At 57.1% G+C, this 26295-nt stretch carries 24 protein-coding genes, 1 tRNA gene and 4 pseudogenes; 14 read left to right on the forward strand and 15 right to left on the reverse strand.

From position 1 onward, the window contains the following. The first annotated feature begins 11 nt into the window (after nt 1-11). The 3 genes from ACFQE9_RS15190 (at nt 12) to ACFQE9_RS01265 (ending at nt 2438) form a co-directional block, all read left to right on the forward strand. Entirely contained in the window at nt 12-236 is a 225-nt protein-coding gene (locus ACFQE9_RS15190) for a DUF7123 family protein (protein ID WP_004594599.1), read from the forward strand. Next, nucleotides 233-1234, forward strand: coding sequence for a DUF63 family protein (locus ACFQE9_RS01260; RefSeq protein ID WP_004594600.1), 1002 nt, complete (start codon nt 233-235; stop codon nt 1232-1234). The genes ACFQE9_RS15190 and ACFQE9_RS01260 overlap by 4 nt, the downstream gene beginning before the upstream one ends. A 67-nt stretch (nt 1235-1301) precedes the next feature. Continuing rightward, entirely contained in the window at nt 1302-2438 is a 1137-nt protein-coding gene (locus ACFQE9_RS01265) for an NAD(P)/FAD-dependent oxidoreductase (RefSeq protein WP_379739269.1), read from the forward strand. Between the two features lie 156 nt (nt 2439-2594). Here the strand turns inward: ACFQE9_RS01265 and fni are convergent, their stop codons facing one another. Next, nucleotides 2595-3677 carry a type 2 isopentenyl-diphosphate Delta-isomerase gene (gene fni, locus ACFQE9_RS01270; protein ID WP_049986204.1) on the reverse strand — a complete coding sequence of 361 codons (1083 nt, stop codon included), beginning with the start codon at nt 3675-3677 and terminating at the stop codon, nt 2595-2597. A gap of 329 nt (nt 3678-4006) precedes the next feature. Next, a complete protein-coding gene (locus ACFQE9_RS01275; protein ID WP_049986203.1) occupies nt 4007-4303 on the reverse strand; it encodes a hypothetical protein in 297 nt (98 codons plus the stop codon). A gap of 493 nt (nt 4304-4796) precedes the next feature. On the opposite strand from ACFQE9_RS01275, the gene ACFQE9_RS01280 reads away from it, so the two are divergent. Beyond that, entirely contained in the window at nt 4797-5330 is a 534-nt protein-coding gene (locus tag ACFQE9_RS01280) for a DoxX family protein (protein ID WP_049986202.1), read from the forward strand. Nucleotides 5331-5336: 6 nt separating this feature from the next. Continuing rightward, the gene (locus ACFQE9_RS01285; RefSeq protein ID WP_004594603.1) at nt 5337-5624 is read left to right on the forward strand and encodes a hypothetical protein; all 288 of its coding nucleotides are present in this window, start codon (nt 5337-5339) and stop codon (nt 5622-5624) included. Between the two features lie 244 nt (nt 5625-5868). On the opposite strand, the gene ACFQE9_RS01290 is transcribed toward ACFQE9_RS01285, so the two are convergent. Further along, a complete protein-coding gene (locus tag ACFQE9_RS01290) occupies nt 5869-6111 on the reverse strand; it encodes an SHOCT domain-containing protein (RefSeq protein ID WP_271968267.1) in 243 nt (80 codons plus the stop codon). A 219-nt stretch (nt 6112-6330) separates the two neighbouring features. Continuing rightward, nucleotides 6331-6408 (reverse strand): annotated as a pseudogene (locus ACFQE9_RS01295) (plastocyanin/azurin family copper-binding protein); the annotation flags it as partial. Nucleotides 6409-6582: 174 nt separating this feature from the next. Between ACFQE9_RS01295 and ACFQE9_RS01300 the strand changes: the two are divergent. Next, nucleotides 6583-7839 carry an RNA-guided endonuclease InsQ/TnpB family protein gene (locus tag ACFQE9_RS01300; RefSeq protein WP_123624177.1) on the forward strand — a complete coding sequence of 419 codons (1257 nt, stop codon included), beginning with the start codon at nt 6583-6585 and terminating at the stop codon, nt 7837-7839. A gap of 420 nt (nt 7840-8259) precedes the next feature. Here the strand turns inward: ACFQE9_RS01300 and ACFQE9_RS01305 are convergent, their stop codons facing one another. From ACFQE9_RS01305 to ACFQE9_RS01335, 7 genes are all read right to left on the reverse strand, one after another. Then, entirely contained in the window at nt 8260-8613 is a 354-nt protein-coding gene (locus ACFQE9_RS01305; RefSeq protein WP_049983674.1) for an SHOCT domain-containing protein, read from the reverse strand. A 6-nt stretch (nt 8614-8619) separates the two neighbouring features. Further along, nucleotides 8620-9036 (reverse strand): DUF302 domain-containing protein, encoded by a 417-nt coding sequence (locus ACFQE9_RS01310; protein WP_004048654.1) that lies wholly within the window; start codon nt 9034-9036, stop codon nt 8620-8622. Nucleotides 9037-9141: 105 nt separating this feature from the next. Next, the gene (locus tag ACFQE9_RS01315; protein WP_049986201.1) at nt 9142-9489 is read right to left on the reverse strand and encodes an SHOCT domain-containing protein; all 348 of its coding nucleotides are present in this window, start codon (nt 9487-9489) and stop codon (nt 9142-9144) included. A gap of 63 nt (nt 9490-9552) precedes the next feature. After that, nucleotides 9553-9870 (reverse strand): hypothetical protein, encoded by a 318-nt coding sequence (locus ACFQE9_RS01320; RefSeq protein ID WP_004048656.1) that lies wholly within the window; start codon nt 9868-9870, stop codon nt 9553-9555. Nucleotides 9871-10142: 272 nt separating this feature from the next. Further along, nucleotides 10143-10847, reverse strand: a complete 705-nt coding sequence (locus tag ACFQE9_RS01325; RefSeq protein WP_123624180.1) for a DUF7546 family protein — start codon at nt 10845-10847, stop codon at nt 10143-10145. Nucleotides 10848-10880: 33 nt separating this feature from the next. Further along, nucleotides 10881-11462 carry a helix-turn-helix transcriptional regulator gene (locus ACFQE9_RS01330; protein ID WP_004048657.1) on the reverse strand — a complete coding sequence of 194 codons (582 nt, stop codon included), beginning with the start codon at nt 11460-11462 and terminating at the stop codon, nt 10881-10883. Between the two features lie 125 nt (nt 11463-11587). Further along, nucleotides 11588-12976 carry a permease gene (locus ACFQE9_RS01335; protein ID WP_049986199.1) on the reverse strand — a complete coding sequence of 463 codons (1389 nt, stop codon included), beginning with the start codon at nt 12974-12976 and terminating at the stop codon, nt 11588-11590. A 328-nt stretch (nt 12977-13304) separates the two neighbouring features. On the opposite strand from ACFQE9_RS01335, the gene ACFQE9_RS01340 reads away from it, so the two are divergent. After that, entirely contained in the window at nt 13305-14771 is a 1467-nt protein-coding gene (locus tag ACFQE9_RS01340) for an amidohydrolase family protein (RefSeq protein WP_379739280.1), read from the forward strand. 29 nt (nt 14772-14800) lie between these two features. Here ACFQE9_RS01340 and ACFQE9_RS01345 read toward each other — a convergent pair. Beyond that, nucleotides 14801-15154: pseudogene (locus ACFQE9_RS01345) on the reverse strand (ArsR family transcriptional regulator); the annotation flags it as partial. Between the two features lie 2 nt (nt 15155-15156). On the opposite strand from ACFQE9_RS01345, the pseudogene ACFQE9_RS01350 reads away from it, so the two are divergent. The 3 genes and pseudogenes from ACFQE9_RS01350 to ACFQE9_RS01360 all read left to right on the forward strand — a co-directional run. Next, nucleotides 15157-15996 (forward strand): annotated as a pseudogene (locus ACFQE9_RS01350) (DNA polymerase domain-containing protein); the annotation flags it as partial. Nucleotides 15997-16308: 312 nt separating this feature from the next. Then, entirely contained in the window at nt 16309-16581 is a 273-nt protein-coding gene (locus tag ACFQE9_RS01355) for a helix-turn-helix transcriptional regulator (RefSeq protein WP_379739283.1), read from the forward strand. A 944-nt stretch (nt 16582-17525) separates the two neighbouring features. Next, the gene (locus tag ACFQE9_RS01360; RefSeq protein WP_379739286.1) at nt 17526-18956 is read left to right on the forward strand and encodes an orc1/cdc6 family replication initiation protein; all 1431 of its coding nucleotides are present in this window, start codon (nt 17526-17528) and stop codon (nt 18954-18956) included. An 841-nt stretch (nt 18957-19797) separates the two neighbouring features. Here ACFQE9_RS01360 and ACFQE9_RS01365 read toward each other — a convergent pair. Together ACFQE9_RS01365 and ACFQE9_RS01370 are read right to left on the reverse strand one after the other, a co-directional pair. Continuing rightward, nucleotides 19798-20121: a DUF6788 family protein gene (locus ACFQE9_RS01365; protein ID WP_379739289.1), complete on the reverse strand. Its 324-nt coding sequence runs from the start codon at nt 20119-20121 to the stop codon at nt 19798-19800. A gap of 940 nt (nt 20122-21061) precedes the next feature. After that, nucleotides 21062-22165 (reverse strand): annotated as a pseudogene (locus tag ACFQE9_RS01370) (HAD-IC family P-type ATPase); the annotation flags it as partial. Nucleotides 22166-22368: 203 nt separating this feature from the next. Here ACFQE9_RS01370 and ACFQE9_RS01375 point away from each other — a divergent pair. The 3 genes from ACFQE9_RS01375 to ACFQE9_RS01385 all read left to right on the forward strand — a co-directional run bounded on the left by ACFQE9_RS01375 (nt 22369) and on the right by ACFQE9_RS01385 (nt 23731). Then, nucleotides 22369-22443, forward strand: a tRNA-Glu gene (locus tag ACFQE9_RS01375). 151 nt (nt 22444-22594) lie between these two features. Next, on the forward strand, nt 22595-23317 hold the full coding sequence (locus ACFQE9_RS01380; RefSeq protein WP_379739292.1) for a hypothetical protein: 723 nt from the start codon (nt 22595-22597) through the stop codon (nt 23315-23317). A 105-nt stretch (nt 23318-23422) separates the two neighbouring features. Beyond that, complete coding sequence (locus ACFQE9_RS01385) at nt 23423-23731, forward strand: DUF5789 family protein (RefSeq protein ID WP_235167698.1); 309 nt, start codon at nt 23423-23425, stop codon at nt 23729-23731. 3 nt (nt 23732-23734) lie between these two features. On the opposite strand, the gene ACFQE9_RS01390 is transcribed toward ACFQE9_RS01385, so the two are convergent. Then, nucleotides 23735-24607 carry a succinate dehydrogenase/fumarate reductase iron-sulfur subunit gene (locus ACFQE9_RS01390; RefSeq protein WP_304449992.1) on the reverse strand — a complete coding sequence of 291 codons (873 nt, stop codon included), beginning with the start codon at nt 24605-24607 and terminating at the stop codon, nt 23735-23737. A 441-nt stretch (nt 24608-25048) separates the two neighbouring features. Here ACFQE9_RS01390 and ACFQE9_RS01395 point away from each other — a divergent pair, with 441 nt between their 5' ends. Then, a complete protein-coding gene (locus ACFQE9_RS01395) occupies nt 25049-26224 on the forward strand; it encodes a tryptophan--tRNA ligase (protein ID WP_304449993.1) in 1176 nt (391 codons plus the stop codon). The last annotated feature ends 71 nt before the right edge of the window (nt 26225-26295 follow it).

Raw genomic sequence — 26295 nt, forward strand, 5'->3', positions numbered from 1 at the left:
CCTCTAGATCAATGTCGAATATTTCCCGGCACACGGTTCGAAGGTACCTCGTCGAGACAGCCAGTAGCGAACCGACATACCTCCGGGCTCGCGAGATTGCCAGCGACCTCGACGGATCTCCCAAGGCAGTCGCGCAGTATCTCAGCCAGCTCCAGGACGAACTCACAATCGTTTCACTCGAACAGTGGGGGCGCTCGAAAAGCACGACGTGGCGATTGGAGGTGAACGGGTCGTGAGTACTGTCACCCGCCGCGTCGAGACTGTCCTTCCGGAGACCGGCTCACGCGAGTGGTGGGCGCTGTACCTGCTGGCCCCGCTCGTCCTCCTCGGTGGGGGCATCCTCGTGTTTCCGACGTTGGTCTACGACCGGTTCATCTGGCAGTATCTCTGGGGACCAGTCGTCGCCGATGCGGCCGGTCAGCCAGTCACGCACGAGGGGGTTCGTGCTGTCCAGGGCTACAACGCGGTGAACACGGTAATCTACCTCGCGGCAGTCGTATACAGCCTCCCCGGACTACGTGCGTATCTCGACCAACTCGACGTCACGTTCGACGCACGACTGGCCTACGGGTTCGCTCCGATCATCATCGCAGGTGGGGCGATGCGCGCCCTCGAGGATCTCGGGCTGCTCGGGGACTACGCGGTGTGGTTCATCACGCCATCGATTTACATCGTCGTCACCGCTGTCACCATCCTCGCGCTCGGTGTCGGTGCACTCTTGCGTGACCAAAATATCGGATCTATCCCGCTAACAGTCGGGCTCGTCGGGTCGGTGTGGGCTGTCGGGGCCGTCTGGTGGGCTGTTTGGCACGGCCTCTCGACATCGACCCCACTCCGCCTATGGGTTCCTGTCGCGACGACGGGGATAGCGCTCGGCGTAACCGCACTCTACTACTGGGGCGCGAGTTTCGTCAATATCACACACCTTCGACACCCGCTAATTCTGCTGGCCGTTTTCGGCCAGTTGTGGGACGCTGCGCAGAATCTCATCGGTGTGACGTTCCTCGGCTACTCCCCAAAGCTGGTCGTGACGAATCTCGTGTACCAGGCGACTGGATTCTCCGGATCGACGTTCGTGCTGAAACTCGTCGTGACTGTCGGCATCGTGTGGTATCTCGCCGATGCGAAAGAGGAGATGAATCACACGTGGTGGTGGCTTATGACGTTCTTCATCGGAGCGATCGGACTCCCGATGGGCGTTCGTGGGTCACTTCGGATGCTGTTGGGAGCTTAACGATGGCCTCAAAGATTGGCAAAAACCGATGACACGAACGTCCAAAATTGCGGTAATAGGTGGAGGGATGGCCGGGCTTGCAGCAGCTGCTGGATTCGACGACGCTGGATTCGTCGTCGAACTATATGAGCGGCAGTCCTACGATAGCAAACGCGTTAATTGCGGAGAAGCGATGACAGCGGTATCGAAGATCCCACTCGAGCCGACTGTAGAGAACGGCTTTCTCAATCCGCTGCCAGCGATGGAAGTGGAGGTGTATGACGGAATCGACGCCGATCGCCACCGCACTGGAGCCGGCACCTTTCCTGCTGCGGATACATATATAACGGACCGAAATGTCGTTGAGCAGTCCTGGGCAGAACAACTCTCAGAGAAGGGTGTTGACATCCACGAAAACCAGTCTATCACACGGACAGATTTCCACGAGTTCACCGATGAGTATGATCTCGTCGTTGATGCAACCGGTCAGCCATCACTCTCTAGTAAAGCGCTCGGAACAACCAACGAGTATTCAGGATATATGGTAGCGCTTAACAGTGATGTCGAAGGGGACTTCACCGAGTTGTACCCGAACAGCCGGATAATTCTGGAGAACTATACAGGGTACTCGTGGGCATTCCCGAAGACATCGCAACGAGCCAACGTTGGTATCGGCTGGACGGTCAGTGACCGGCCTAATGATTATATGAAGGCATTGAGGGAAGCCTGTGAGCGGAATGGGTGGCCAGTCCCGTCGCAGGAACGGACGAACGTCGCAATCATTCCCGAGGGACCAAGCCTTGATCCCGACAGAACCCATCTACCGGAGCATTCAGTCGTACGAGTGGGTGATGCTGCAGGTATAGCAAACCGACTCACCGGAAAGGGGATCTCACAGGCCGTTGAATCGGGATTCTTGGCCGCAGAGCTGGCTAACAGAAGCCAATTACGCAATTATCCTGATAGATTATATCAGAGGATGAAAACGGAGTACATTTTCGCCACAGTTGTGAGATACTTTCTTGAAACTCGTAATCCCAAGGTTCTGGGAGCAGCAATTCGTGCCGCTGCCGGGATCGATATTGAAGACGTTGACCGGTCTCCGAGTGCAGTTCTACTGCGTCTCCTCCGCCACCCTGTTTTATTTGCCCGTATTTTCTCGAGACGACGAGTTTTAAACCGTGTCTATGGAGGAATGACTAACCAGTGGGAGTTAATTGATTGATATCCACTCGAGTTAAATTCTCGGCTCTGTTGAAATCCTTAGAGGATGATAGCTTCGGTGCCCGCTGCGGTCAGTACAGGTTGGACAGATATCGGAGTCGGCTCTCTCTTTCCCGATGTTGTTCTATCTATCCTGCTGAGACTGGAGAATTCGGTATTACTCGCTACTGGTTCGTTGTTCCACGTACTCGCGCGTCTCTCCGTGCAACACGTATTCCACCTGCTGAAGCTCGTCGATCGACCCCGAGCCGGTGACGAACATCGCTGTCCGCAGCTCGGCGATCAGGTCCTTGACTCGTTCGATGACAGCGTCTGGCCCGTCTGTAGCTGGTTTCAGGAACGGTTTCGCCAACCCGCCGGCGTGGGCACCCAGGGCAATCGCTTTTGCCACGTCCAATCCCGTTCGTACACCACCACTCGCAATTACGCAGTCGTGTTCGGCAACACACTCGATCGTGCTTGCAGCGGTTGGGATGCCCCATTCTCGGAACAGGGTGCCGATTCGTTGCTGTCGCGGCGCGTTCGCGGCTGCTGCGCGATAGGCCTCGATCCCGGACCAAGTCGTCCCACCTTTTCCAGCGACGTCAATCGCGTCAACGCCTGCCGCAGTCAGCTCTCGGGCAGTCTCCCCGGAAATTCCGTTGCCCGTTTCCTTGACGATAATCGGCACCGAGAGTGCCTCGGACACTCGTTCAACCGCAGCTACACAGTTCCGCCCATCGACATCGCCTTCAGGTTGAGTGGCTTCCTGGAGGAAGTTCAGGTGGACCGCGAGCGCGTCGGCGTTAATCATCTTGACTGCCTGCTCGACCATCTCGATGTCGTACTCTCGAAGCTGTGCAGCGCCGAGGTTCCCGTAGATGAACGCATCGGGTGCAGCATCGCGGACGACCGTGTACGATTCAAGGACGCGTTCGTCGTCGAGTTCGAGGCCTGCTCGCTGGCTACCGAGACCCATGGCGATACCGGTCTCGCTGGCGGCCCGGGCCAGCGCCCGATTAATCTCCGTCGTGTTCTGGTGCCCGCCAGTCATGCTCTCGATGAAGATTGGGGCAGATAGGTCGTGACCCAGAAAGTCGATGGAGGGGTCGATCGCGTCGTAATCGAGTTCCGGAAGCGCGTTATGGATGAGTCGGACGTCGTCAAAGCCCGTCCCTGTCGTTTCGACGTCCCGCTCCTGAACGATTTGAAGGTGGTCGTCTTTTCGGTCTTCAGTCTCCGAGGAGTCCTGCGCCGTCATTAGTCGAGTTTGTACAAGAGATGGGAAAACAATACTGTTGTATCGACTCGCCCCCATTCTAACTATTCTTGAAATGATAATATCCTGGGGTCGCTCTGTGTCTGTATCCAGCATTGCGCTGCTATACGACATAAATGACAGAGGTACCAGTGATAAGTTCGCAGGCCTCCTGAGCAGGCAATTCACCATTAACAGCTCTGAGATCAACCTCCTTGTGAACGGTTCTATGACATCTTCGGTGGAGAGTACCACTGCGAATTGTCCCTACCATGGTCAATAAGCTCGTCGGGAAAGATCAGTAGAGAGAACAACAAGACCGACGGTTCTCTTCAGATAATTAATTCGAGATCGAGAAAGGGAGTAGCGACGATGCACAGCAATACGAGGATCGCCGCGGAACGGAGTACGCCTACCGCCTGTAGCTGGGTCTCTGGGAGGGACTCGGCGATTCCGGACAGCGCAGTTCCGACGACCATAAATAGTAACCACCGGGTTTCGCCAGCGTCGCCGACGCTCCAAGCGTACACGAACATGCACAAGAAGGTAAGCGACACGCCGAACTGAAAGAGTGCCATACGACGGCCTTGTGGCTCGTTGAACAGCACCTCGCTGATATAGGGGACCATAAGCGACGCGTTCCTGTTTCCGGTACAAAATAATGCCGCAACGCGATCCCAGTAGAACATCCTCTCCCGTGCTACACGATTCCTCTGCGGGAGACGGTAGGTGACATACTGCGAAATGCGTACGTGTAGTGAGGCCGCGATTCACGCTACAATGTATCTGGAGAAGAGGATTTCAACAGAGCCAAATTCTCAGAATCTGTTAGCTACTGAGAGGATCGGTAAGTACAAAGGATTAGATCAGTAGATGAATTCAGTCCCTCAAACAGAATTTTCCGAAATCCAGAAATCGGTGGGCTCAGCTTCATCGGTGCTCCTGCTTACATGCCCCAGCACACAATCAGTGCGTTGAGGGTGACCGAATTCCTTCTTGAGGATCATCCAACTCACCTCTGACACCCGCGTTCCTGCAATGAGCCCCGACTCTTAGAGATCACGAACCACCACCAATCTTTTTACCACTTCTGATAAACTCAGTCGTGAGGTGAAGTATGCCATGTCAACACAATCCATTCGAACGAGATTTCTCGGAACTGAGACGTCGTTCTCGGTCTCAGGAGCCTGGTTGTCGTATTGGATCCTGCTGCTTCGGCTGACCGCCGGGTGGTGGATGCTCCACGCCGGCCTTGACAAGATCTGGGCGTGGCCCTTCGACGCCAGCTGGTTCGTCGGCGGAGCCGCTCAGGGCACGATTCTCGCCCCCTTCGTCACGCCGTTCAGCGACGGCATCCTGTTGGCGTTCGTCAACGTGGCGGTACCGCTTGGGCAAACCGCCATCGGTTTCGGGCTGATACTCGGTGTCCTCACGAGGACCGCCGCCTTCTTTGGTGCCTTCATGATGCTGTTCTTCTACTTCATCAACGGCTACGGTGGCGGCTGGGCCAACGGTATGGTCACGGGTGAACTACTTGGGATCATGGTCTTCGGAACCATTGTGGCACTCGGAGCGGGCGGCGTCCTGGCAGTCGATAACCGCCTGCGTGAGATGGAACTGTTCGAGAACACGCGATTACGGAAACTCCTCGGGTGACTACCAATGAGTGACTTATCAACGGCAGACCAAATCGCCATGTACGTCGGCGGTGGCTTGGTTGTCTTGGGCGTCGTCGTGATCGGCCTGCTCGACATGCTACTGGGAGCCGGGCACCCAGTCGATAGCGAGGGAGCAATCGAACACGCTGCAGTGGTCCCCATCGACATTAGGGCGGGCATCATCCTGCTCGGCTTGGTGATTTGGGGACTCGTCGCCGTTTACAAGTTTGCCGCAGGGTCGGCACCGTCGGGATCGACTACGGGCCAAACCCCATCCGGCATGGACGACTAGTTCAACAACTCAGTCTACGGCTCTCTCGTTGGTGTGGGCTACTGGATATCTTCTCCTCGTAGCCGTGCTCGCAATTGGTGTTTACTACCGAGCCACACAGGCGAGTTGATCACAAGAGAAATCAGTCATAAATGGAACAAAACAAGTCACGGGATCGTTCTGAAATCAAAGGTATCGGTGAGGGCGGTATTCTCTAATCCCCGAATCACTTGACCCCGGTGAGTTCACCCTCTCACGGTGGCAATCAGTTGGAGATGTCCTCATCAGTAGCATCTAATCGCTCACGGCGACGTCTATACTCCTCCTCGTCAATTTCGCCCCTGGCATAGCGGTTCTGGAGCGTTTTTCTGGCTGAGTCGTCGGTAGTCGATTGAGGAGATTTTTGGTTTCCAAGCCAGTAGAGCCCGCCACCGAGAACGCCCAGCATTCCGAGTACGCCACCAACAGCTGGTAGCCCTCCAACTCCACCTCCGTTGCGGCCACTCATCATTCCAGAACCACCTCGTCCCATCATTCCACCACCAGTATTCCCGCTTCCATCGCTGCTTGAGCCGTAGGCGACTGTACCCTGGTCAACAATCGCCTCACTCGATGGGACCTCTCCATCCGGGATTGAATCCTCCTCTGCCGGTCCGCCAGGACTGCCAACTACGATCCGTCCGACCATCCCAATCGACTTGTGCGGGATGCAGTAGTAATCATACGTCCCTGGCGTTTCGAACGTATATTCGAAGCTCCCGTCTGAGATCGTCCCACTATCGAAGGCGGAAGCGCCCTCCGGAATACGATCTGCGTACGCCGTAGCGGAATGTGCCCCCGCTGCGAGTTCAACTGAAGCGGTAGCGCGGAGTCCCCTTCCTCAAGGAGCGACCGAAGGGAGCGAGTAGGGAGGGGAGGAGCGCGTTCGTATCTGTCACAAACACCAGCTTATAAATAGCCACTCATACACATTGAAACTGTGGCAGACGACTACGTGCGTCGGACGGCAATCACTCGTCTCTCGGTAGACGCTGAGCAACGCGAGTTGCTTGAGGAAACCATCTCCGAGTGGAAGCGTGGGTGCCAACTCGCCACGGACATGGCGTGGGGGAAGTGTAACGCCAAGAGCGACGTACAACCCCTCGCCTACGACGACGTGCGCGAGGAAACCGACCTCGGTAGTCAGCACGCGATTCTCGCCACCCACCAAGCCGCCCAAGCCATCACTGGCTGTCTCGAACGCCGCTCGAACGGCAAGCAGGTCAGCAAGCCCACGTTCACCGCACCCACGGTAACGTACGACACTCGAACGATGACGCTGTTCGATGACGATACAGTGTCACTCTCCACGACGGAGAGTCGCGTCCGATGTGAACTTGCCCTCCCTGAAGCCGAGGATGGCTACCAACGGCAGTACCTCGACGCCGACCACTGGAGCGTCACGGAAAGCACACTCACCGCTCGTGACGGCGACTACTTTTTGCACATCGGCTTCCGCCGACCCAAGACCGACACTGAGCGAGACACCGCCGAGGACGGAACGGTTCTCGGGGTCGACCTCGGTATTGAAAACCTCGCCGTCACCAGCACAGCACGATTCATCAATGGGCGCGAACTCTCACACAACCTCCGCGAGTTCGAGAAAGTCCGTGCGGGACTCCAACAGACAGGCACGCGAAGCGCCCACAGAACGCTCGAACAATCAAGTGGACGCGAACTACGATACGTTCGTGACGTGGTTCACCAAGCGTCGAACGCGATTGTGGATGAAGCACTTCGATACGAGTGCGACGTGATCGCGTTCGAGGACTTGACCGACATCCGCGACCGAACGGATGCGTCGTGGGGGCACAAGTGGGCGTTCCGAACGCTGTACGAGCAAGTGGAGTACAAAGCCGAAGCAGTCGGCATCTCTGTGAAGCAAGTGGGGTCGGCGTACACGTCGCAACGGTGCGCCGAGTGTGGATTCACGGCAGACGAGAATCGCCAAACTCGCACGGACTTCCGGTGTGTGAAGTGCGAATCGGAAGCGAATGCGGATTACAATGCGGCGAAGAACATCGGGATGCGGTATGTCCGTCGAGGCCAACAGTCGCCTCGGCGGACGGGCGACAGTCAACTCGCCCTAAAGTCTGGAACGGTGACGCCAAGTGGCGGATTCACCGCCCACCCGGACGGGTTTGAGGCTGAGTTCACGGACAAGCCCCTCCCTCAACGAGCGAACCCGTCAGGGTGAGCGAAGTAGGGTGGGGTTGTTGACATTGAACGGTTGTCCCGGGATCAACACGTAGGCCGATTGGGTCGAAGTAATTGTTTCCCATCTCCACGATGGGCGTCTCCTGTGCGTTCGCTGACTGAGCAAAGCCGGTGCTGGCGACTGCGCTGGCACCGACAATGCCTAAGAATTGACGTCGGCTGTGATGTGTCATGTTGTCTGGATCATTCTTCGGTGGGTAGCTACGCGCGATACTGGTGCGAAGACTTCGGACGTGACTCACTCCGAACTTGTCGTTTGTTCCCATTACTACTCATAACCATATGCTGAATCGAGCACACCATTTCGATGTAACGGAACGATGCTGCCGAACGGTTGGTTTCGATACCCTCGAGTCGATCCGCAGGTGTTCAAACGGGTGAAACGCGGTTTGGGTAGTGGTCACTCTGATTGTTCGAGCTTTTCTCGTCGGGCTTCGAACTCTTCGTCCGTGAGATCGCCACGAGCGTACGCCAGACGTAACTCTTCCATCGCGGGATTATGAGACGTCTGTGTCTCGCTCATCCGCCGGAAGATGAGATATCCACCGCCCAGAAGCGCAAGGAGGAAGATGACCGGGACGAGCATCCCGATGAGGGGCCACCAACCACCTGTGGTACCGTACTGGCCCATCATTCCTCCGTATCCCATCATCCCACCGAACCCCATACCCATTGTGAGCAAGGGAAGGAGGATGAACGCTCCGAGGACGATGAGCAGTATCGTCGTCGTATCCAGTTGATCCGATGATGCCATCAGAGATCAGGCCTCCGATGCGGATCCGAACTCGTCAGTTACGGCTGCCAGTACGCGGTCGAATCGTTCGCTGACCTCGGTCGCGACGGAGTCAAGCGCGTCGTTATCAGCGATCCCGACTAACTGTTCCGGGTCGACCGCACTCACCACGATGACGCCGTCATCGTTCTCGTAGACGATGACGTTACAGGGCAAGAGCGCACCGAGTTCAGTTTCTACACTCAACCCTTCGTATGCCAGCGGAGGATTGCACGCACCGAGGATGCGATACTGGCGGAACTCCTCACCGAGTTTCTCCTTGAGCGTCGCCTGAATGTCGATGTCACAGAGAACACCGAATCCCTCGTCTTTGAGCGCGGCATTCGTTGCGTCGACGACATCGTCGAACTCTCCATCAATCTTGGTTTGTATTGTGTAACTCATGTAATACTGTATCCTGTTTACGCACTTAAGCGTTCGGTCCCGTCGCCCCAACTGGCAGACGAGAATTTTTTCTCGACGATGCTCCTTCTATTTCGGTCATGGGCACTACTCGAGTTGCTTTCGTCGACGTTCGAACTCTTCATCGGAGAGTTCACCGCGAGCGTAACGCTCACGAAGAACCGAAAGCGGCCGACTATCACTCCTCTCAGAATCTCTGTTGAGGAGTGAGTAGACGAGATAGAGCGGGACGACGATTAGGAGCCCCATCCAAAGGAAGCTCCAGAGGCCCATTCCACCGCTGAAGACCCCCCAACCGCCGCTACCCATCATACCGCCGCCGTAGCCTCCACCACCGTGAGCCGCTGCGGTGCCCGTTGCTACAATCAACAGCGGAACCGCTAGTATTGCGATTCGACGAGTCGTCCGCCCGAGAGTGTTGGTGTAGTGTGTCATTGTGATCGTTGAGTCAGTAAGTCGAATATCTATCGTGTCAGACGAGGATCCGAACAGGGATCGTTAGCAGCCGTACCCCTGTCCGTTCATCCCCGTCGCGGTGTGATTGTCGTCCGCCATATCTTGGGCCATCTCGTCGACGGTCACGCCCATGTGCGCTTCCATCTCGTCAACGGCATTCGGGCCCATGTAGTCGGTCATGTGACCTTCCATCCAGGCCGCCCAGTCTGCTGCACTACCATCGGCTGGCGTCCCTTCAGCTGCCGTCTCGTTCCCCTGGATCGGTTCGTCACCGTGTGCGCTAACTACCGGGGCGGCAAACGCGAGTCCGACAATCGCGAGCACCACGAGCAGCCATCGTCCGAGGTTTCGGTTGGTCATTGTTTTTCGCCTCAAGTAGTCATACGGTGGGTTCGGAGTTATCTTCGTGGGAGTGAACTCAAACAGGAGAGCGTTCAAGAACGTCTATAACGCCATCTAAACGTTTTCTACTGACGGGATCGTTCATACCTGCCGAATTCGAAAGGATCAGAGGAATGGTGAGAGCAAAGGGGATCCGTCGAGACTGTTCACCTCATTGCGGCGATCCAGACAATAACCACGGTTCAGGCGGCGAGGGAGGCTCGGGTATTGCTGACCACGAACGAGATGGATCAGTTCCCTCGGAACTGGTGATACTGCCTCGTGAGTGCCTGACGATGGTAGAGGATTCCAATTGTCATGAGGAACAGAACGGTCGCAATTTCGTAGCCATACGCACCAAGCAATAACATCGTTGAAGAACCACTCAGTCCGCCTGCAAGTAGTACGGCAAACAACGGGCTAACGCAGGCAGGGCACGCCACAATCCCGACTATTCCTCCGACTGCCGACTGCGAGAAATCAAGCAATGCATCATAGACGAGATACGCCAGCGCGAACAGGCCAACCGCTTGGTAAGGAATGAGCGAGACCGTGATCAGGTCACCTGTATAGACGAAGACCGGACTCCATCCCAAAGATCGACCCCACGTTATTCCGAAGCCGCTTGGTCCAGTGAGTTGCCCGAAATGAGAGGTGCTCGGTCCAAGTAATCCTGAAAAATAAAACATCACGATGAGATATAGAGCAACGACAAGTGCGGCACCAATACGATACACTCGACGTTTCGTTACAGGTCGAGTGTGCCAGATCACCCAGACTGAGGCGGTGAACCAAATAAATGGAAGGACGAAATGGGTCCACCGGCTCCCCATATCTCCTGTGAAATATGCGTACACCAACCCGGCGATCAACTGTGCGGCGAGGAGGAGATTGAGCCACGTGCTTGACTTGAGAACCCGGCTAATGCGATCAGTTTCGAGTGTTGCTTGTGACATGATGGGTAGTGTTAGTATGAATTTCTACGTCTGTTAGTTCTGCAGGTCATCACTCGGATACACGCGGTAGGTTCGACCCTGTCGTTCCCGATACAGCAGCCCGCGCTCCTCGAGTGAACTCACGGTCTGGCTCACTTTACTCTTTGAGAACTCAGATCGATCCCGAAGTTCGATCTGCGTGATTCCAGGCGAGTTCAGGACGGGTTCAAGGACGCGTCGTTCATCATCCGGTAAGAGATCGAGAACGCGCGCTTGCGGATCCGATTCAGGATTGATAGGCGTCGCCGGCGAGGCGTCATCGTCTATCGATGTAGGCGTTGCCTCCGATACCTGATCGGGGTCGATGTGATCCGCTGAGTCGGTTGTCGAATCGATGAGATTCCCTCGAACCACGTAATAGATGCCACCGATACTGCCTGCGACCAGAAGGGTTCCAACCACGTACCAGAGAGGATCTGGACCGTGAATCGCCCCCATAGACGAGTCCATCATCGGCCCCATCGACTGCTCGATAGCGCGACGCTGTTGATAGGCCCGCCAACTGAGTAGTCCGCCAGCCAAGAGGACGAACCCAAGGAGCACACCAACGACGGTATCCGCTGGACGTTGGTTCATATGACATCCCCTTGTTTCGATATCTGACTGCTCATACAATCAATTTTGGCGCGACAGGTGTGACAATTGCGGATTGAAGGTGCGATGATGAAGTGCTTCACAGCGGATGAACCACAGTACATCTATCAGTGATCGTGATCGTGGTTTGTTATCTGCGGGCTTTGATCAGCAAATTCCGTGGGCTCTTCCTCGAATGCCCGCTTACAGGTCTTCGAGCAAAAATAGTACGTCATCCCATCATTGGACGCACTCGGCCCCTCATCGTCGGTCCGCATGCCACACACCGGATCACGATACTGACCTGGTGCGCCGATTCCACGTCGGTAGACATACAGGAGGAACCCGGAGAGCGCGAAGGCGATAATATTGAGGTAGAACGTGTAGTTGAGCTCGAAGTACGTCTGTTCGGTCGCCGTCTCGCCACCGGCCAGATCTGGTACGATGCCGAGGGCGTCGAACAGCAACTCCATGAGGAAGCCAGTGAACGCCATCGTCACGAAGAAGACGCCAAGGATGTACAGCATGATCTTCCAGCCGTAGTACTTCCGGTAGACGTTCAGCACGGGCACGGTGATGAGGTCGGCGTAGACGAACGCGATGATCCCGGCGAAGCTGACGCCACCGCCCCACAGCGCGACGGCGAACGGGACGTTGCCCATACTGCCGACGAAACTGAGGACGGCGATGATGACGCCCATGACGGCGTTCTCGGCAGTCACGAGCAGGCCGTCGCCCTGAATGAACAGCGTGTTCCACACCCACTGCGGGACGAAGACGATGACGAACCCAGAAATAAGGAAGCCGGCGACGATGTCTTTCCAGATCATCGACCACTCCTTGCGGTACTGATTCCCGACCTTGTACCAGCCACCCCACGACAGCAACTCGTCACGCCACCCGCCGCTACTCGACGTCTCCTGGCGATAGGTCTCCATACAGCCCTCCGAGCAGAATTTGAGCGTCTCACCGCCGTCGGTCGTGAGCGTGTACTCGTCTTTCCCCTCCATCCCGCAGGTGGGATCTTCCGTGACGCCCGCCTGGCGGTCGCGCTCGTTGAGCTTCTCGCGGACTTCGTTAAACAGGTTTTCGGGAAGCGTGAGGTGGACGATGGCGGCCATGACGGCGATGAGAATCAGGCCGCCGAGCAGTTCCGCGACGAGGAACTCCCAGCCAAGCAGGATGAGAATCATCAGCCCTAGTTCGACGATGAGGTTCGTCGACGCGAACATGAACGCGAGGAAGTTCACCGCGTGCGCCCCCTTCTTGAACAGGCCCTTCCCGATGGCGACGGCGCCGAAACTACAGCCACTGCTTGCTGCTCCGAACACAGTCGCCTTGGTAAGTCCAGTTAGATCGCCCTCACCCAGCACCTGTGCCATCCGCTCCTTCGAGACGTAGACCTGGACGAGACTCGTAATCGTGAGGCCCATGATGATCGCCCACGCCGCCGTCCAGAGAAATCCGACACCGATACGAAGGGATTCAAGAACTCCGTCGATTATCGTCGCCTGCATAGGTGTATCATTGTAGGGATCATCTATTGCGGTTTTGGTTAGAATATACTGCCTATGAGGGTATCAGTACTATGGCATCGTAACCGTCGGCCATAGATGATCTATCGTGAAGAGGGGAAAACATTGCAAACCTCCACAAGCTCCACGGAATCCGACTTCAGATTCAAAAGGGGAATCTGATTAAATCACGCCGACGTATTAGAGGCTAATGGGACCAGTAGAGACCGATGATATCCCAAATGAGGGGAACACCACCTGGAAGAACAGCCTTCGCCGGCCTGCTCGGTTGTCCAGTACGGTAACTGTCACATCCACTTCCTAATTTACGATGGCTGTCGATCTGGCAATCCATGATGCACTCGTTCTCACAGCCGACGAGCGGAACCGCCTGTACGAGCGCGGCACAGTATGCATCACCGATGGCTGTATCGAAGAAGTCCGACCATCACGTGCAGGAGACGGAGAATTAGAAGCATCCACCGTTATCGACGGGAACGGGAAACTGGTGATGCCGGGGTTGGTGAACGCCCACACGCACCTGGAGATGACACCGCTCATCGGTGCGTTTAGCGAACTCGAGCTGACGGAGATGCTCGGGAGTGGGACGGCCTTGTTTAACAGACTAGGGAACGGCGAATTCGAGTACCTCGTCGAGGCAGGCGTCGAGCTCGCAGCGCTCAATTTCCTCCTGGGCGGTGTCACGACCGTGAACTCCATGGACGCACGGCCTGCCGCAGGTGCGGAGACGTTCGGGGAAGCAGGGCTCCGCGGATTTTTCGGCCCGGCGATCTCGGACCTCTTCTGGGACCAACCAGTCGATCAGCAGTTCGCCCGTGCTCGCGAGTTCGTCGAAACGTACCACGACACGTACGACGGCCGAATCAGGGCGACGATCTGCCCGCACGACGACTGGTCGTGTACCCGGCAGCTGTGGGAACGGACCGCATCCCTCGCCGCAGAGTATCCGGACCTGCTCGTCCACACGCACTTGCTCGAACTCGAGGAGAGTAACACGATGGCACGAGCGAACGGTGGCGAGGACTCGGTAGGATTGCTCGACGACGTTGGACTCCTGGACGACCGACTGGTCGCTGCTCACTTCCGCCTCGGCGACGAAGAGGACATCCAGCGAACCGCCGAGGCGGACGCGGCTGTTGCGCACTGCCCGTCCGTCTTCTGTTACTGGAATCCGGACGGGGAGACGCAGTGGACGCCCGTTCCCGAGCTTCGAGCCGCCGGCGTCGACGTCGGAGTAGGGATTGACGACCACTACTGGCACGACTCGTACAGCATGTTCGGTGAAGCGCGGCAAGCTCGGCTGGCGGCAAATCTCAAGCGTTCAGCCGGGCAGTTCGACTCGATGGAACTGATACGAATGCCCACTATCGAGGGCGCACGCGCGCTGGGGATGGGCGACGAGATCGGCAGTATCGAAGCGGGAAAGCGCGCGGATATTATCCTCCTCGACGTCGACAAACCGAAGTTCACGCCACTGACCAACGTTCCCGCACACGTCGTGAACAACGCGGTCCCGGCCGACGTCGAGACAGTGATCGTTGACGGCGACGTCGTCCTCCGGAATGGTGTGCCCGAGACAATGGACTCGGACGACGTGCGACAGCGAGTAAATCAGGCTGTCGAACGCTTCATGGACGAGACAGGCTGGGAGTTAGACATTGGTGGTAGTGAACCGCCGACCAGCATCGAGACTGTACGGGACCTCCCAAAGCGTGGCCCTGCGCGACTCCTGACTCGCCTCGCGATGCAATCCGCGCGTGATCGGTTCTCCTTCTAAGACCCTGCCAGCGTAGGGGTGGTTCCCCCTCAGGAATTTCTGTGGGCGCGAACGAACGCACGTCGCAGGACGGTCAGAAGAACGTACGTCTCGTACTTCTGGGTCTGGCAGTGCTCGCAGGGCTGCATATCCTCGACGATCTCCTCAATAGCGTCGTCGTACTCGTCGGTGAGCGTAGTGAGCGCGTCCGTGATCTGGGGCTGGGCAGCGTCGATCATCTCCTCGACGGCGGCGTCGGCCGAATCTGGTAGTGAGTACGAGAGGACGATCGTGTTCGCGTGGTAGTACTTCGTCGTCCCACCACGCCCCTCCTCGAAGCGAACGACGTCGACGAGGCCCGCATCCCGGAGCTCGTTGATGTGATGGCGGACCGTGTTCTCCGTCCAGTAACGCGAAGTTCGGCCGCATCGAGTGCCACGAGGCGATCAACGCGTTCGCTCGCGAGATCCTGCTGGCGGCGAAACAACGGCTGGAAGCCGGCGGCTGGCGCGTCGTCCACGGCATCGTCGACTCCATCTGGGTGACGCCGGACCCCGACGTCGACGACGAGGACCGCGAAGACCTCGAAACGCTCGCGACGGCAATCACCGAGCGCGTTGAGATTCGGCTCGAACACGAAGCCCACTACGACTGGGTGGCGTTCGTCCCACAACGCGAGAGTGACGCCGGCGCACTGACGAAGTACTTCGGGAAGGTCGCCGGCGACGACAACTTCAAAATCAGAGGCATCGAAGCCCGGCAGCGCTCAACCCCGCCGTTCATCGAGGCCGTCCAGTTGGACTGTCTCGACCGGCTCGATGCCACGCGGTCACCGGACGCGGTGCTCGGACGGCTCGAACGCGCAATCGACGACCTGCAGGCGGGCAACGTAGCAGTAGAGCGGCTCGTCGAGCGGAACCGTGTCTCCAAGCCGCTGGACGGCTACGCACAGAACACCCAGAACGTGGCCGCCTTGAAGCGAGCCCGCCAGCAGGATCTGGCAGTCCACCCGGGCCAGGATATCGAGTACGTGGTCGTCGACGACGAGAAAGCCTCGCGAGACCGGGTCGCCCTCGCCCACGAAGCGATCGAGACCTACGACGCCGCGTACTACGAGACGCAGCTGGTCAGAGCGGTCGAGAGCGTGCTGTTGCCGCTGGGCTGGGACCGAACGGCGATTCAGCGGGAACTCGCGGCAACCCGAGAACCCCCCTTGTCCGCCTTCAGCGAAGCCGGTGACGAGTAACCGACATCATCGACCGGCCGGCGGCCTGTTGGTGAATCGGGACGGCTACGTGAGCCACATACGCCTCGACAAGCATACTCGATACGAATACAACCCGTCGGGAGTTGAGACGGGACCCAACAGAACGCAGTGGTTCATGAACGGAACTCGAGGTGCGGACGGGTTACTGGAATCGGGGAGAACAGTCACCGGCAACGGGTTTGCGTGCTTCCAGATACGGAATTTGGAATGCTTCGGAACGGGTGGACGACGGCTGTGCGGGTCCAGCGGGAAAGAATAACGAGGAGGTAGTTCAATAACCCTACACGCAATATGTACGACCTCACAGGATTCCAGCGCGACCTCCTCTACGGTGTCGCCGGACTGGAGGCACCACATGGGCTGGCCATCAAAGACGAACTGGAGGAGTACTACGAATCGGAGATCCATCACGGGCGCCTCTACCCGAACCTCGATACCCTTGTTGACAAAGGCCTTCTCGACAAGGGAGAACGCGACCAGCGAACGAACGTCTATACAGTGACTCGGCGGGGCGCACGGGAAATTTCGGCCCGGCGTGAATGGGAGAATCAGTACATCGATTGAGCGGCAGAGCTCCCAGCGCGTCGAGCCCGGGAGAGTAGACACGGGATGGGGTACCTGCAGGCTGGTTACACCTCGGTACTACCGGCTCCATCACGAACCCACCGTGGGATCCGACTGCGAGGCCGGGAAAACGTGGATCGTCTTCCGCGACGGCCGTGACAACAGTTTAACCAACACGGCTTCGATGACGGGATGGTGTTGGTTAACTGGGCTGGAGAGACCCCTCTATCGATGTGTTCCACGTGAGAGGTCCTCACGAATAGATTGACTGAACGGATCTTCAGAGGAGTGGTGCTCAGGGAGGACGGCAGAAGCGGAAACACACACCCCTCTATCGATGTGTTCAGAATACAGCCGGACGACCGAACGACCGAGCAACGGACGGATATCGGTGGTGGCGAGGGTGATCTGGGCCGTATGCGCCGTGCCGGAGCCGCTGCGGGATACGTTCACCAACACAAACTGAACGGGGAATACGTCGGATAGCCGAGGACAGATACCACCGGTTGCAGGACACTTCGAACACTTCGATAGAGGTGTGTGTGTGTGTTTGTTCTAGAAAGCTAGAAGAGAAGAAGAAGAGAAGAAGAGAAAACACCGGCTTTTCGGAGTGTAGCACTTCTTGGAACTGTCTTGTTGGCTGCTGTTTCATGGAGTATCAGGGCGAAGGAACCGATTTCCATTGAGTTTGAATTTGGCGGAACTGCTCAACGATGCTCTCACGTTGTACGCCTCGAACACATCGATAGAGGGGTGTGTCTGTTGGTATCGGGATCGTGGGAGTCGGTCCGAGGGGTCTCCGAACACATCGTCAGGCGCGTCAGGAAATCAGTGCCAGACAGAATCGTACTGGTGCAATCGCCGGGAATGCACCACTCACTCTCCGATTTACACTTCGATAGGGGTGGGGAAGGTTTTTACTTCTCCTCTGTATGGGGTCGTACATGGGCACTGACGACTCCGAGGGGTCCCCACCCGATCCGGAGTCTCGAGACGACGCTACGCAAACGGATTTCTCCACAGGGTCTCCTGCGGCCGACCAAGCGTCCGACACAGCCACCGATGCGGATAACGAGACCGACTCCCAGTCGATCGAGGACATGCTCCTCGAGTTTGACGAGCAAGACGGCCTCATCCACGATCGCTCCCTGCTCGACCCCAACTACGTCGTCGAAGAAGACCGCATTGTCGGGCGGGACGAACAACTCCAGGAAGTCACCAAGATGCTGCGCGTCGCACTCGGCGACAACCGGCCACCGAACCTCTTCCTCTATGGCCCGTCCGGCACGGGGAAGTCACTCATCACGAAAGCCGTCTGCAAGAATATTAGTCGCATCTGCAAGTCCCGAAACATCCGATTCGGGACGATCGAAGTCAACTGCCAGGACCTGGATACGCTCGGCGTCGCGGTCTACGAGCTCGCCCAACAAGCTGCAGACGAGGCCGGCGTGGACGTCGAAGTCCCGAAACACGGCGTAGCGACGAAAGAGAAATGGGACGAACTCTACCGCATCGTCAACGAGCACTTCGACTCCGTCGTGTTCGTCCTCGACGAACTGGACATGCTCGTCGGCCGCCGGGACAAGCAAGATCCCGCGTTCTCCCGGCTGCTGTACCAGCTGTCACGCGCCGGCGCCGACGACGACCTCACCGCGTACATCTCCGTGGTCGCCATCTCGAACGACACGAAGATGATGGAATCCGTCGGCAGTCGCGCACTTAGTTCGTTCACGCCCGAAGACGTCCATTTCGACGACTACGACGCGAACCAGTTGCAGGCGATTCTCCGCCGCCGCCAGGATGCGTTCCACGACGGCGTCGTCGAGGAGGAAGTGATCCCGCTGGCAGCGGCCTTCGCCGCCCAAACCCACGGTGACGCACGGAAAGCGATTGACTTGATGCGTGTTGCCGGTGAGCTCGCCGAGCGGGACGGCGACGAGCGGGTGCGCGAAGAACACGTGCGGCAAGCGCAGGACAAAGTCGAGAAAAATCGCGTCCTCGAGGTCGTCCGCGGCATCAGCACCCAAAAGAAACTCTGCTTGTATGCCACGGCGGCCGTCGCCGCGGAGACGGCCAACGGGACTGCTCGCAGTACGACCGGCTACCGAGTGTATCAGTACCTGACCGACTCGATCAATTCGGACCAGTACCAACAGGAGTCGTACGTGAACAAAATGAAGGAACTGACGACGTACTCCCTCGTGGACTTCGAGCGTCGGAGCCACGGCCCCAGCTCCGGCATGTTCCTCGAGTTCCAGTTCGGCGAACGACCGGAAACCATCTTGGAAACGCTGCGTGAGGACTCTCGCCTCGAGATGGTTTCCGATAACGAGGTCCAGTCGGTCGTCAAATCACAGGTCCGGAACGAAACCTGACCCCGCTGCCCGCCGGTGCACATCGGACCCGTCTGGAGACACCCCTCTATCGATGTGTGTCTGCGAACGGCCCACACGGCCTCCAGACGGAGTAATCCGCAGCTCTCGGCGCACGGCCGCCGCCCAACCGACGACCAACCATCACACACCTCTATCGATATGTAATTCACCGATAGAGTCGCTTTACCCGTCGAAATAAGGATAATCCGCTGCGATCACATTCAATCGATACCGTGGTATTGTTCCGGTATTTCCCCGAGGAGCTGGCTCACTGGAATCTCTGTGCCGGGACTCACGGCACACACCTCTATCGATGTGTTCACCGATACAGATTCGAGGGATCCCACCCCGCTATCGATGTGTTCGGCGCCTCGGCCGTTCCCCCGCCGCGCACAGATCGCCATGCCCGTCTGGCAATACTCTCGCGTGCTGTTCACCGAAGGAATGCCTCACCGAAGGAATGCCGAATGAGAACGGGGGTGTTCCACCAACCGGGTATCCGACCCCAATCAAACACTGATCGAGAACGGTGACGCGAAGAGCTTCAGCGAGCACCACGTCGATGCTTGGTGATCGTGGGCGCGTACCTCGGTGGGCTTGATTCCGTTCGGTCTGGGTTTGGTTGGGGGCGGGCAGCTACCGGGTGCATCAATTAGGTCCGGCTATCGTCATCGGGAGGTCATCTGTACTTTGGGCAGCCAGCTGGATGTCGAGGCCGAACTCTCGATCCGGCAGAACCATGGGCGGGTGATTCGATGGCGGCGTCGACTCCCTCGACCATCGACTGAGACTGGGTGGCGAACCGTCGGAAACGTGGATGGGTGGCTTCCCTCTTCGAGTGTTACTCGTCCGGGTTGACCGGGCCTTTGTACTGAGAGCGAATCTTCTCCCCATCTCGCCACTGCCAGTAGTAGTAGCGGTTGTTGTTGATCTCCTTGATCGTAATCGTCGCTTTGGGAGGGACGTCGTCCGGGAGGTCGTCGGGCCGGTCCTCCACGTCTTCCTGGTCTACTGACTCCTCGAGACGCGCCTCACGGTCCTTGTGTTCGGCGAGCGCTTCGGCGTACGTTGCAACGTCTCGGAGCTGGTCCGAGGTCGCCTCGTTGAGCGTGGTGACGAGTTCCGTCGGAAGGTTCGCCGGTGGGGTCGGGGGTTCGTCGGACATGGGCTCCTCTCGAATTAACCAACACGAGCACATCTCCATAATATTGTTGGTTAAGACGATGGGGCAGTTCTCGTGCCTGCTGACCGCAGCCCTTCTCGAAACCTCTCCGTGAACACCCGGTGGCCATGACACACCCGTCTCTGGCTTCGTGACCGTTTTACGCAAATCCATCAAGAATCGTCGGACGCACAAATCTGAAAATGAAACTCAACGGCCATTGGAGTCCTTGGGCTTGACCGCTTCGCCGCAGCCAACGTCCATGCAATTACCACACGTGATACAAAACCCGCATTGTTGGCACACGAGGTGATCGGATCTGTCCCCGTACCGGTCATCCATCGTCTCCGGCATCTGGTGGTTCCTTCCATCCTTCGTGTTGAATCAGCATTATCTGTCCTTTCCCCGTCTACACAATGCGCCTACTTCAACATGTAAAACTGAATACCGTGATTGCTATCGCAGCGCTTCAACGCGTCGCGATCGTCGAGTCGGATATCCATTGAACACAATGCTACTGTCGACTCCCTATGCACCCCACAAATCGGCTGTGCGACCGAGGTGAGTGAAGTTCGTGGGTGGCGCCCGCTGTATCCCCTGAGTACGAAACAATCGATTCGGCGGGTAGCACACCGAATTACAGTGCAATTACCGTTCGTCCTGCACGGACATTCACGGCCCCGACGCAGACCGTCCTCAAGCGGGTCGACCTCTCGGAGGTAGTTACGGAGGTACGAGGACGACGTGAGTTGTTAGACTCCGTGATTGTCCAGTAGCTGATCGAGGGGGAGTGCGTGAAGAAGTTCCTTGACAGCCTCGTTGTCCGGTGCAACTGGGCCGAAGCCCCCCTTTTGGGCGTCGTACTCCGGCCGACATTCCGCGCATAGTGGAACCCGGGGGCTGCCGACAAAGGTGGCTTCGAGCTGATCGCGGAGGTAGGCTTCCCGAGGGCGTGTGGGCAGGCGATGACGAGTACCGTGACGACACGTTCGATCACGGTCGCATCGAACGAGACTGCGACTGTCCACGCGAGTGCCGTCACGACTGCCGTCCCGAGCGCGACGTAAAACAGCCACCCCGCCGCTCTGTCAGCCAACACCTGAGTCTTGGATTTGCTCTGCTGGGCTTCCTCGACCAGTCGCATGATGCCCGCGAGCGTGGTTTCCTCGCCGGTCGCACCGACGCGCACGCGGAGACTGCCGTCGCCGTTGATGGTACCGCCGATGACCTCGTCGCCAGGTTCTTTCGAAACCGGTTTCGACTCACCCGTGATCATCGATTCCTCGACGTCCGAATCGCCCTTCTCGACGACGCCGTCGGCGGGGACGCTCGCGCCCGGCCGGACGAGCACCAGGTCGCCCTCGGAGAGTTCGTCCACGGGGACGTCTTCGGTATTACCGTCGTCGGTGATTCGTTCGGCGGTATCGGGCATTAGTCTCGCCAACTCGTCGACGGCGCTCGATGCACGCCGAACCGACCGCATCTCGATCCAGTGCCCAAGCAGCATGATGTCGATGAGTGTGACGAGTTCCCAGAAGAACGCAGACTCCGTCGGGAAGACTACACTCGCGAGGCTGTAGACAAACGCGACAGTAATCCCCATCGAGATGAGCGTCATCATCCCCGGCGCTCGGTCTTTCAGTTCCGGCACCGCCATCTGGAGGAACGGGATTCCACCGTACGCGAAGACGACGACGGAGAACACCGGGGCTATCCACTCGCTACCCGAAAACGTTGGGACGGAGAAGCCAAGCCACTCCTGCAGTGTTTCGCTATAGAGAAGCACGGGAATCGAGAGGATCGTCGAGACGAAGAAGCGTCGGCGGAACATCTGTTCGTGGCCCTCGTGCATCCCGCCATGGCCGTCATGACCACTCCCGTGATCGCCGTGTTCCTCCTCTTCGTGGTGGTGTTGCGGACCTGCCTCGTCTTCGAGTAGCGCTTGTTCTGACCCTGCCCCGATGTGAGAGCTATCGTGTTTGCCTTGGTCCTCTCGATGACGATGATGGTCCGAATCGCCGTCCGAATTGCTTGGCTGTTCGTCCATTATCGACAATTTGCGTCTGTATACGCTTCAACAGGGTGGTCGATCTGTATCTCATTTCGAATCATTTCGCGTCTCGAGATGCTCCGAACCTACAGAAGGACAGTGCAAGCTCACAAACCATTGATTTATCTGTAGAGGACAGACACCCACCTCCGGCGTGTCCGGTGGATAGGTTTAACAGAATCCGGCATCGAGGTAAGCCTGCTCCGTTGGTGTAGCTCGGCCAATCATCTCGGCATCTCACGTCGAGGACCGAGGTTCAAATCCTCGACGGAGCATCAAACTCAGAGCAAGGAGGTTGAGGAAGTTCCATTCTGTGTGGACAAGGCCGTCTGGGTTCAACCACGAACGCCTCCTGTGAACCTCGCTACTTGACTGCACAGAGTAATGTGCCTATAGACAGAATCCTGTGTCAGGGATACAGTCGATATGAGATGGCAAATTAAGGAGATTGAATGGGAAGCTGTCGCGGGCATCCTAGCGGCTGTTCTCGCGCTTGTACTCCATTTCTTGCACATCGTAGACGAATCCGTGCTGCTTCAGATTACGCTCGTTCTTATGGCGTTCTTGTTCATCAGCCATCTTCGACGCGAATCAGAAACAGAGAACCTCTCTGAGTCCGTCGCTCACACCGAACGCACTGTCGAAGAAATCCGAGCCGGTATGGATACTCCCGACCTCGAACTCATCGGTCCAGCACAACTCAGACCGCGGAGTACCCAGTTCGGTCAGGGGGCCCGTGGTGAAATGATCTGGTTCAATGTCTGTCTGCTCATGTTCATTCCCCAGGATTTGTTCGACGCGTTGCTTCGGCCACCGATTGAAAATCCAGATGTTTCCTCAATTCAGTTCGTCCTCGACGAGAGTGAACGAGAGCGCTGGAAGACACAGGTCAAACCGAAAGTACAGGAGTGTACAGGCGCCGAGACGGTACGGGAACCTGTCTGGCGCGACCTCGATGAAAACGTCTCGTTCATTCTTCGCGGGACTGAAAACGAGCAGACGGACGCGCTGTTGAGTTTCTGGGGCGAACCGTTTATGGCCCGGACGACACAGGACGTCCCCCGCTATATCATCCACGTCGCACGGGATTCTGAACTAATCCCCCAGCTGCAGGATATCGAGCGCGAACACCGCTTGAGAACGAATTGAGGAGCACACTTTTCCCGTGAGCGCCCGAAACACTCCTTGAAGGAGTTCTGACCGACCCCATTCACCATTCGACCGGTGGATACCCCCGATAACACATCAACTACAATGAGACCCCCACGCTTACGCGGCTATCTGAACGAGGAATTCGAGTTTCCGGTTGACCGAGCGGGGGTCATCGAACGTGCCGGAGACGTAACGGTTGATGCTCCCGACGACGATGACTCGGAGTCTATTAGTGCGATGCTGGAACGGGACAACGACAACCCGTACGAAACTCTTGAAGACCTCTTCGCGTCGATCTATGGTAGTCTCGACGATAGTTACATCGGACGAAAGTACTACGACGATCGTGGCAGCAACGTCGAAGAGGTGACTGGGGACTACCCGCGCGACGAACGGAACGTCTCCTTCTGACGGCTACCAGAATTTCAGGTTCTGTTTGACGGATTCGCGTTTCATCTCCTGGATCTCCTCGGTGATTGGGATATCCTTCGGGCAGACGGTCGTACACGAGAACTGCGTATGACACTGCCAGACCCCATGTTCTTTGTCGAGTAGTTCCAGTCGACGTTCCTGTGCAGCCTCCCCTTCGCGTTCATCCATGTAGAACCGGTATCCCTTGACGATGGCTGCAGGACCGATGTACTCGTCGTCGAACTGTGAGGGATTACACGACGACGTACAACAGCCACATTGGATGCAACGCGAGGCCATCTTGATCTTCTCACGATTCTGGGGGGATTGGCGCTGTTCTTCGAGTTCCCCATCAGGAAGCTCGTCAGGCTGGAAATATGGTTCGACGGATTCCATCCGTTCGAAGAAGTGATCCATATCCACTACCAGGTCCTTGATCACTGGTTCATGCGGGAGCGGCTCAACACGGACTGGATCGTTGAGATCGGAAATTTGCGTTTGGCAGCCGAGTCGCTGGCTGCCGTTGATGAATAGGCCGTCACTTCCACACACCGCCATTTGGCACGAGTGACGGAATGTGAGACTCGAGTCGAAGTGGTCACGAGCGTAGATGAGTGCATCCAAGACAGTCATCCCCTTTTCGTAGGGAACGTGGAAGTCATCGAATCGGGGTTCTTGCTTGGCTTCGACTTCAGGATCGTACCGGAAGACCTTCAGGAGCGTTGTCTCCTCATCGGCGGAAGACTGTGCTTCAGCGGCCGCTTGTGCCTCCTGCTCTTTTGCTCGTTCCTGTTTCTTATCGAGACGCTGCTGCTGTGGTGTAGAGTCAGTGTCGGATTTCTCTTTTGCCTCTGAGGGTGTTTGCTGGGAGCTCATATTTGTGGGTATAGTACTGAAATTCGCTCAGGAGGGTAGCGGAGTTCCATGTGAGAAGGTAACGGGGAGACCACCGAAATAGCTGTCCCCGAAGACGCACACGAAACTGCCTCATAGACCAATCATATGCATCGGAACCCGGAACGCCAAATCTCTGCTGAGTCGCCGAGTTTATCAGAAATCGAAGGAACAGCACGCCGGCACTTCGTATTCCTGGGGTTGAGAAAAGCAGCAACACATATACCCGCTCCATACCTTTCACTAGACGTAGTGTCCACTTTCCGTGAAACGGACGTACGGCGCTGGCGGTAGTTAGGGTCCGGAAGTGGACAGTATCGCGGAGTACGGTCAGTCGGTTTCACCCGACTGACCCAACCACGATGCTCACTCGCATTCTCGATTGTATCGCCGTCATCATGACCTCCAAACGCACGCCCACAAATGACAGCAGAAAACGAGTTCACCGTCACGCCCTACAGCGTCGACGGAGAGATCGACTACGAGAAACTCCTCGAACAGTTCGGGGCTGACCCGCTCTCGGACGACCAGATCACAGCCTTCCCCGACCCACCCCATCCGCTTGTTCATCGAAGGGTGTTCTACGCAGAACGTGACATAGACAGGTTCCTCTCCGCTGTTAACGCAGGGCAACCACACTCTATTGTTACGGGTCGTGGCCCATCAGGGCCGATGCATATCGGTCACGTCCTCCCGTTCTACTTCGCCAAGTACCTACAAGAGCAGACAAACGCTCTCGTCTACATTCCAGTGTCCGACGACGAGAAATACTTCCTCAAAGAGATGTCTCTCGAAGTAATCGGCGCTCACACTCGTGAGAACTTACTCGATCTGCTCGCAGTAGGATTTGATCCAGATAGGACGCGTATCATCGTGGATACAGCGGATGGAGACGTGGTGTATCCCCTCGCAACCGCATTTGCAAAAGCGGTGACCCAATCGACTATCGAGGCAACGTACGGAGAACCTGCGAATATTGGTCTGTCATTCTATCCCGCAGTGCAGGCGACACACCTCCTCTTGCCGCAACTCATCGAGGGCCGTCATCCGACGCTCGTCCCGATCGCAATCGATCAAGACCCCCATATCCGCATCTGTCGGGACATTGCGGACAAACAGCGATACGACGTCGATAAACCGAGCGCGTTGCTCTCGAAATTCCTTCCGAGCCTCGCAGGGCCAGGCAAGATGAGCTCTTCGGACGACGCGCCCAGTATTCTCCTCTCCGACGACAGAGAGGCCGTGTTCGAGAAGATTCGGGCCCACGCGTATTCCGGTGGTCAATCGACCATTGACGAGCACAGAGACCTGGGTGGAGATCCCGAGAGAGACACGTCGTTCCAGTTTCTTTCGTATTTCTTCGAAGCGGACGACGAACGGCTGGAACGACTTGCCCAGGAATATCGTGATGGATCGCTGTTGAGTGGTGAACTCAAAGATATCGCGGCAGAGAACATAGCTGATTTTCTCGAACGTCACCAAGAACGACGAAGGCAGTTGGGGTCACTCGTGGATGAGTTACCAGCGTACAGATTGACCGATGCTGAGCGAAAGCGGGCTCGCCAACGAGTCGGATTTCTAGATGAGGAGCTGTTTTAGAAAGGCTGTATCATTGCTCTTATGGCGCACAATCTGGGGTTTGGATATGGGTTCGGTTTGATTTCTTGAAA

Origin of the sequence: Halopenitus salinus (genome assembly GCF_042662125.1) — an archaeon.
GTDB classification, from domain to species: Archaea; Halobacteriota; Halobacteria; order Halobacteriales; family Haloferacaceae; genus Halopenitus; species Halopenitus salinus.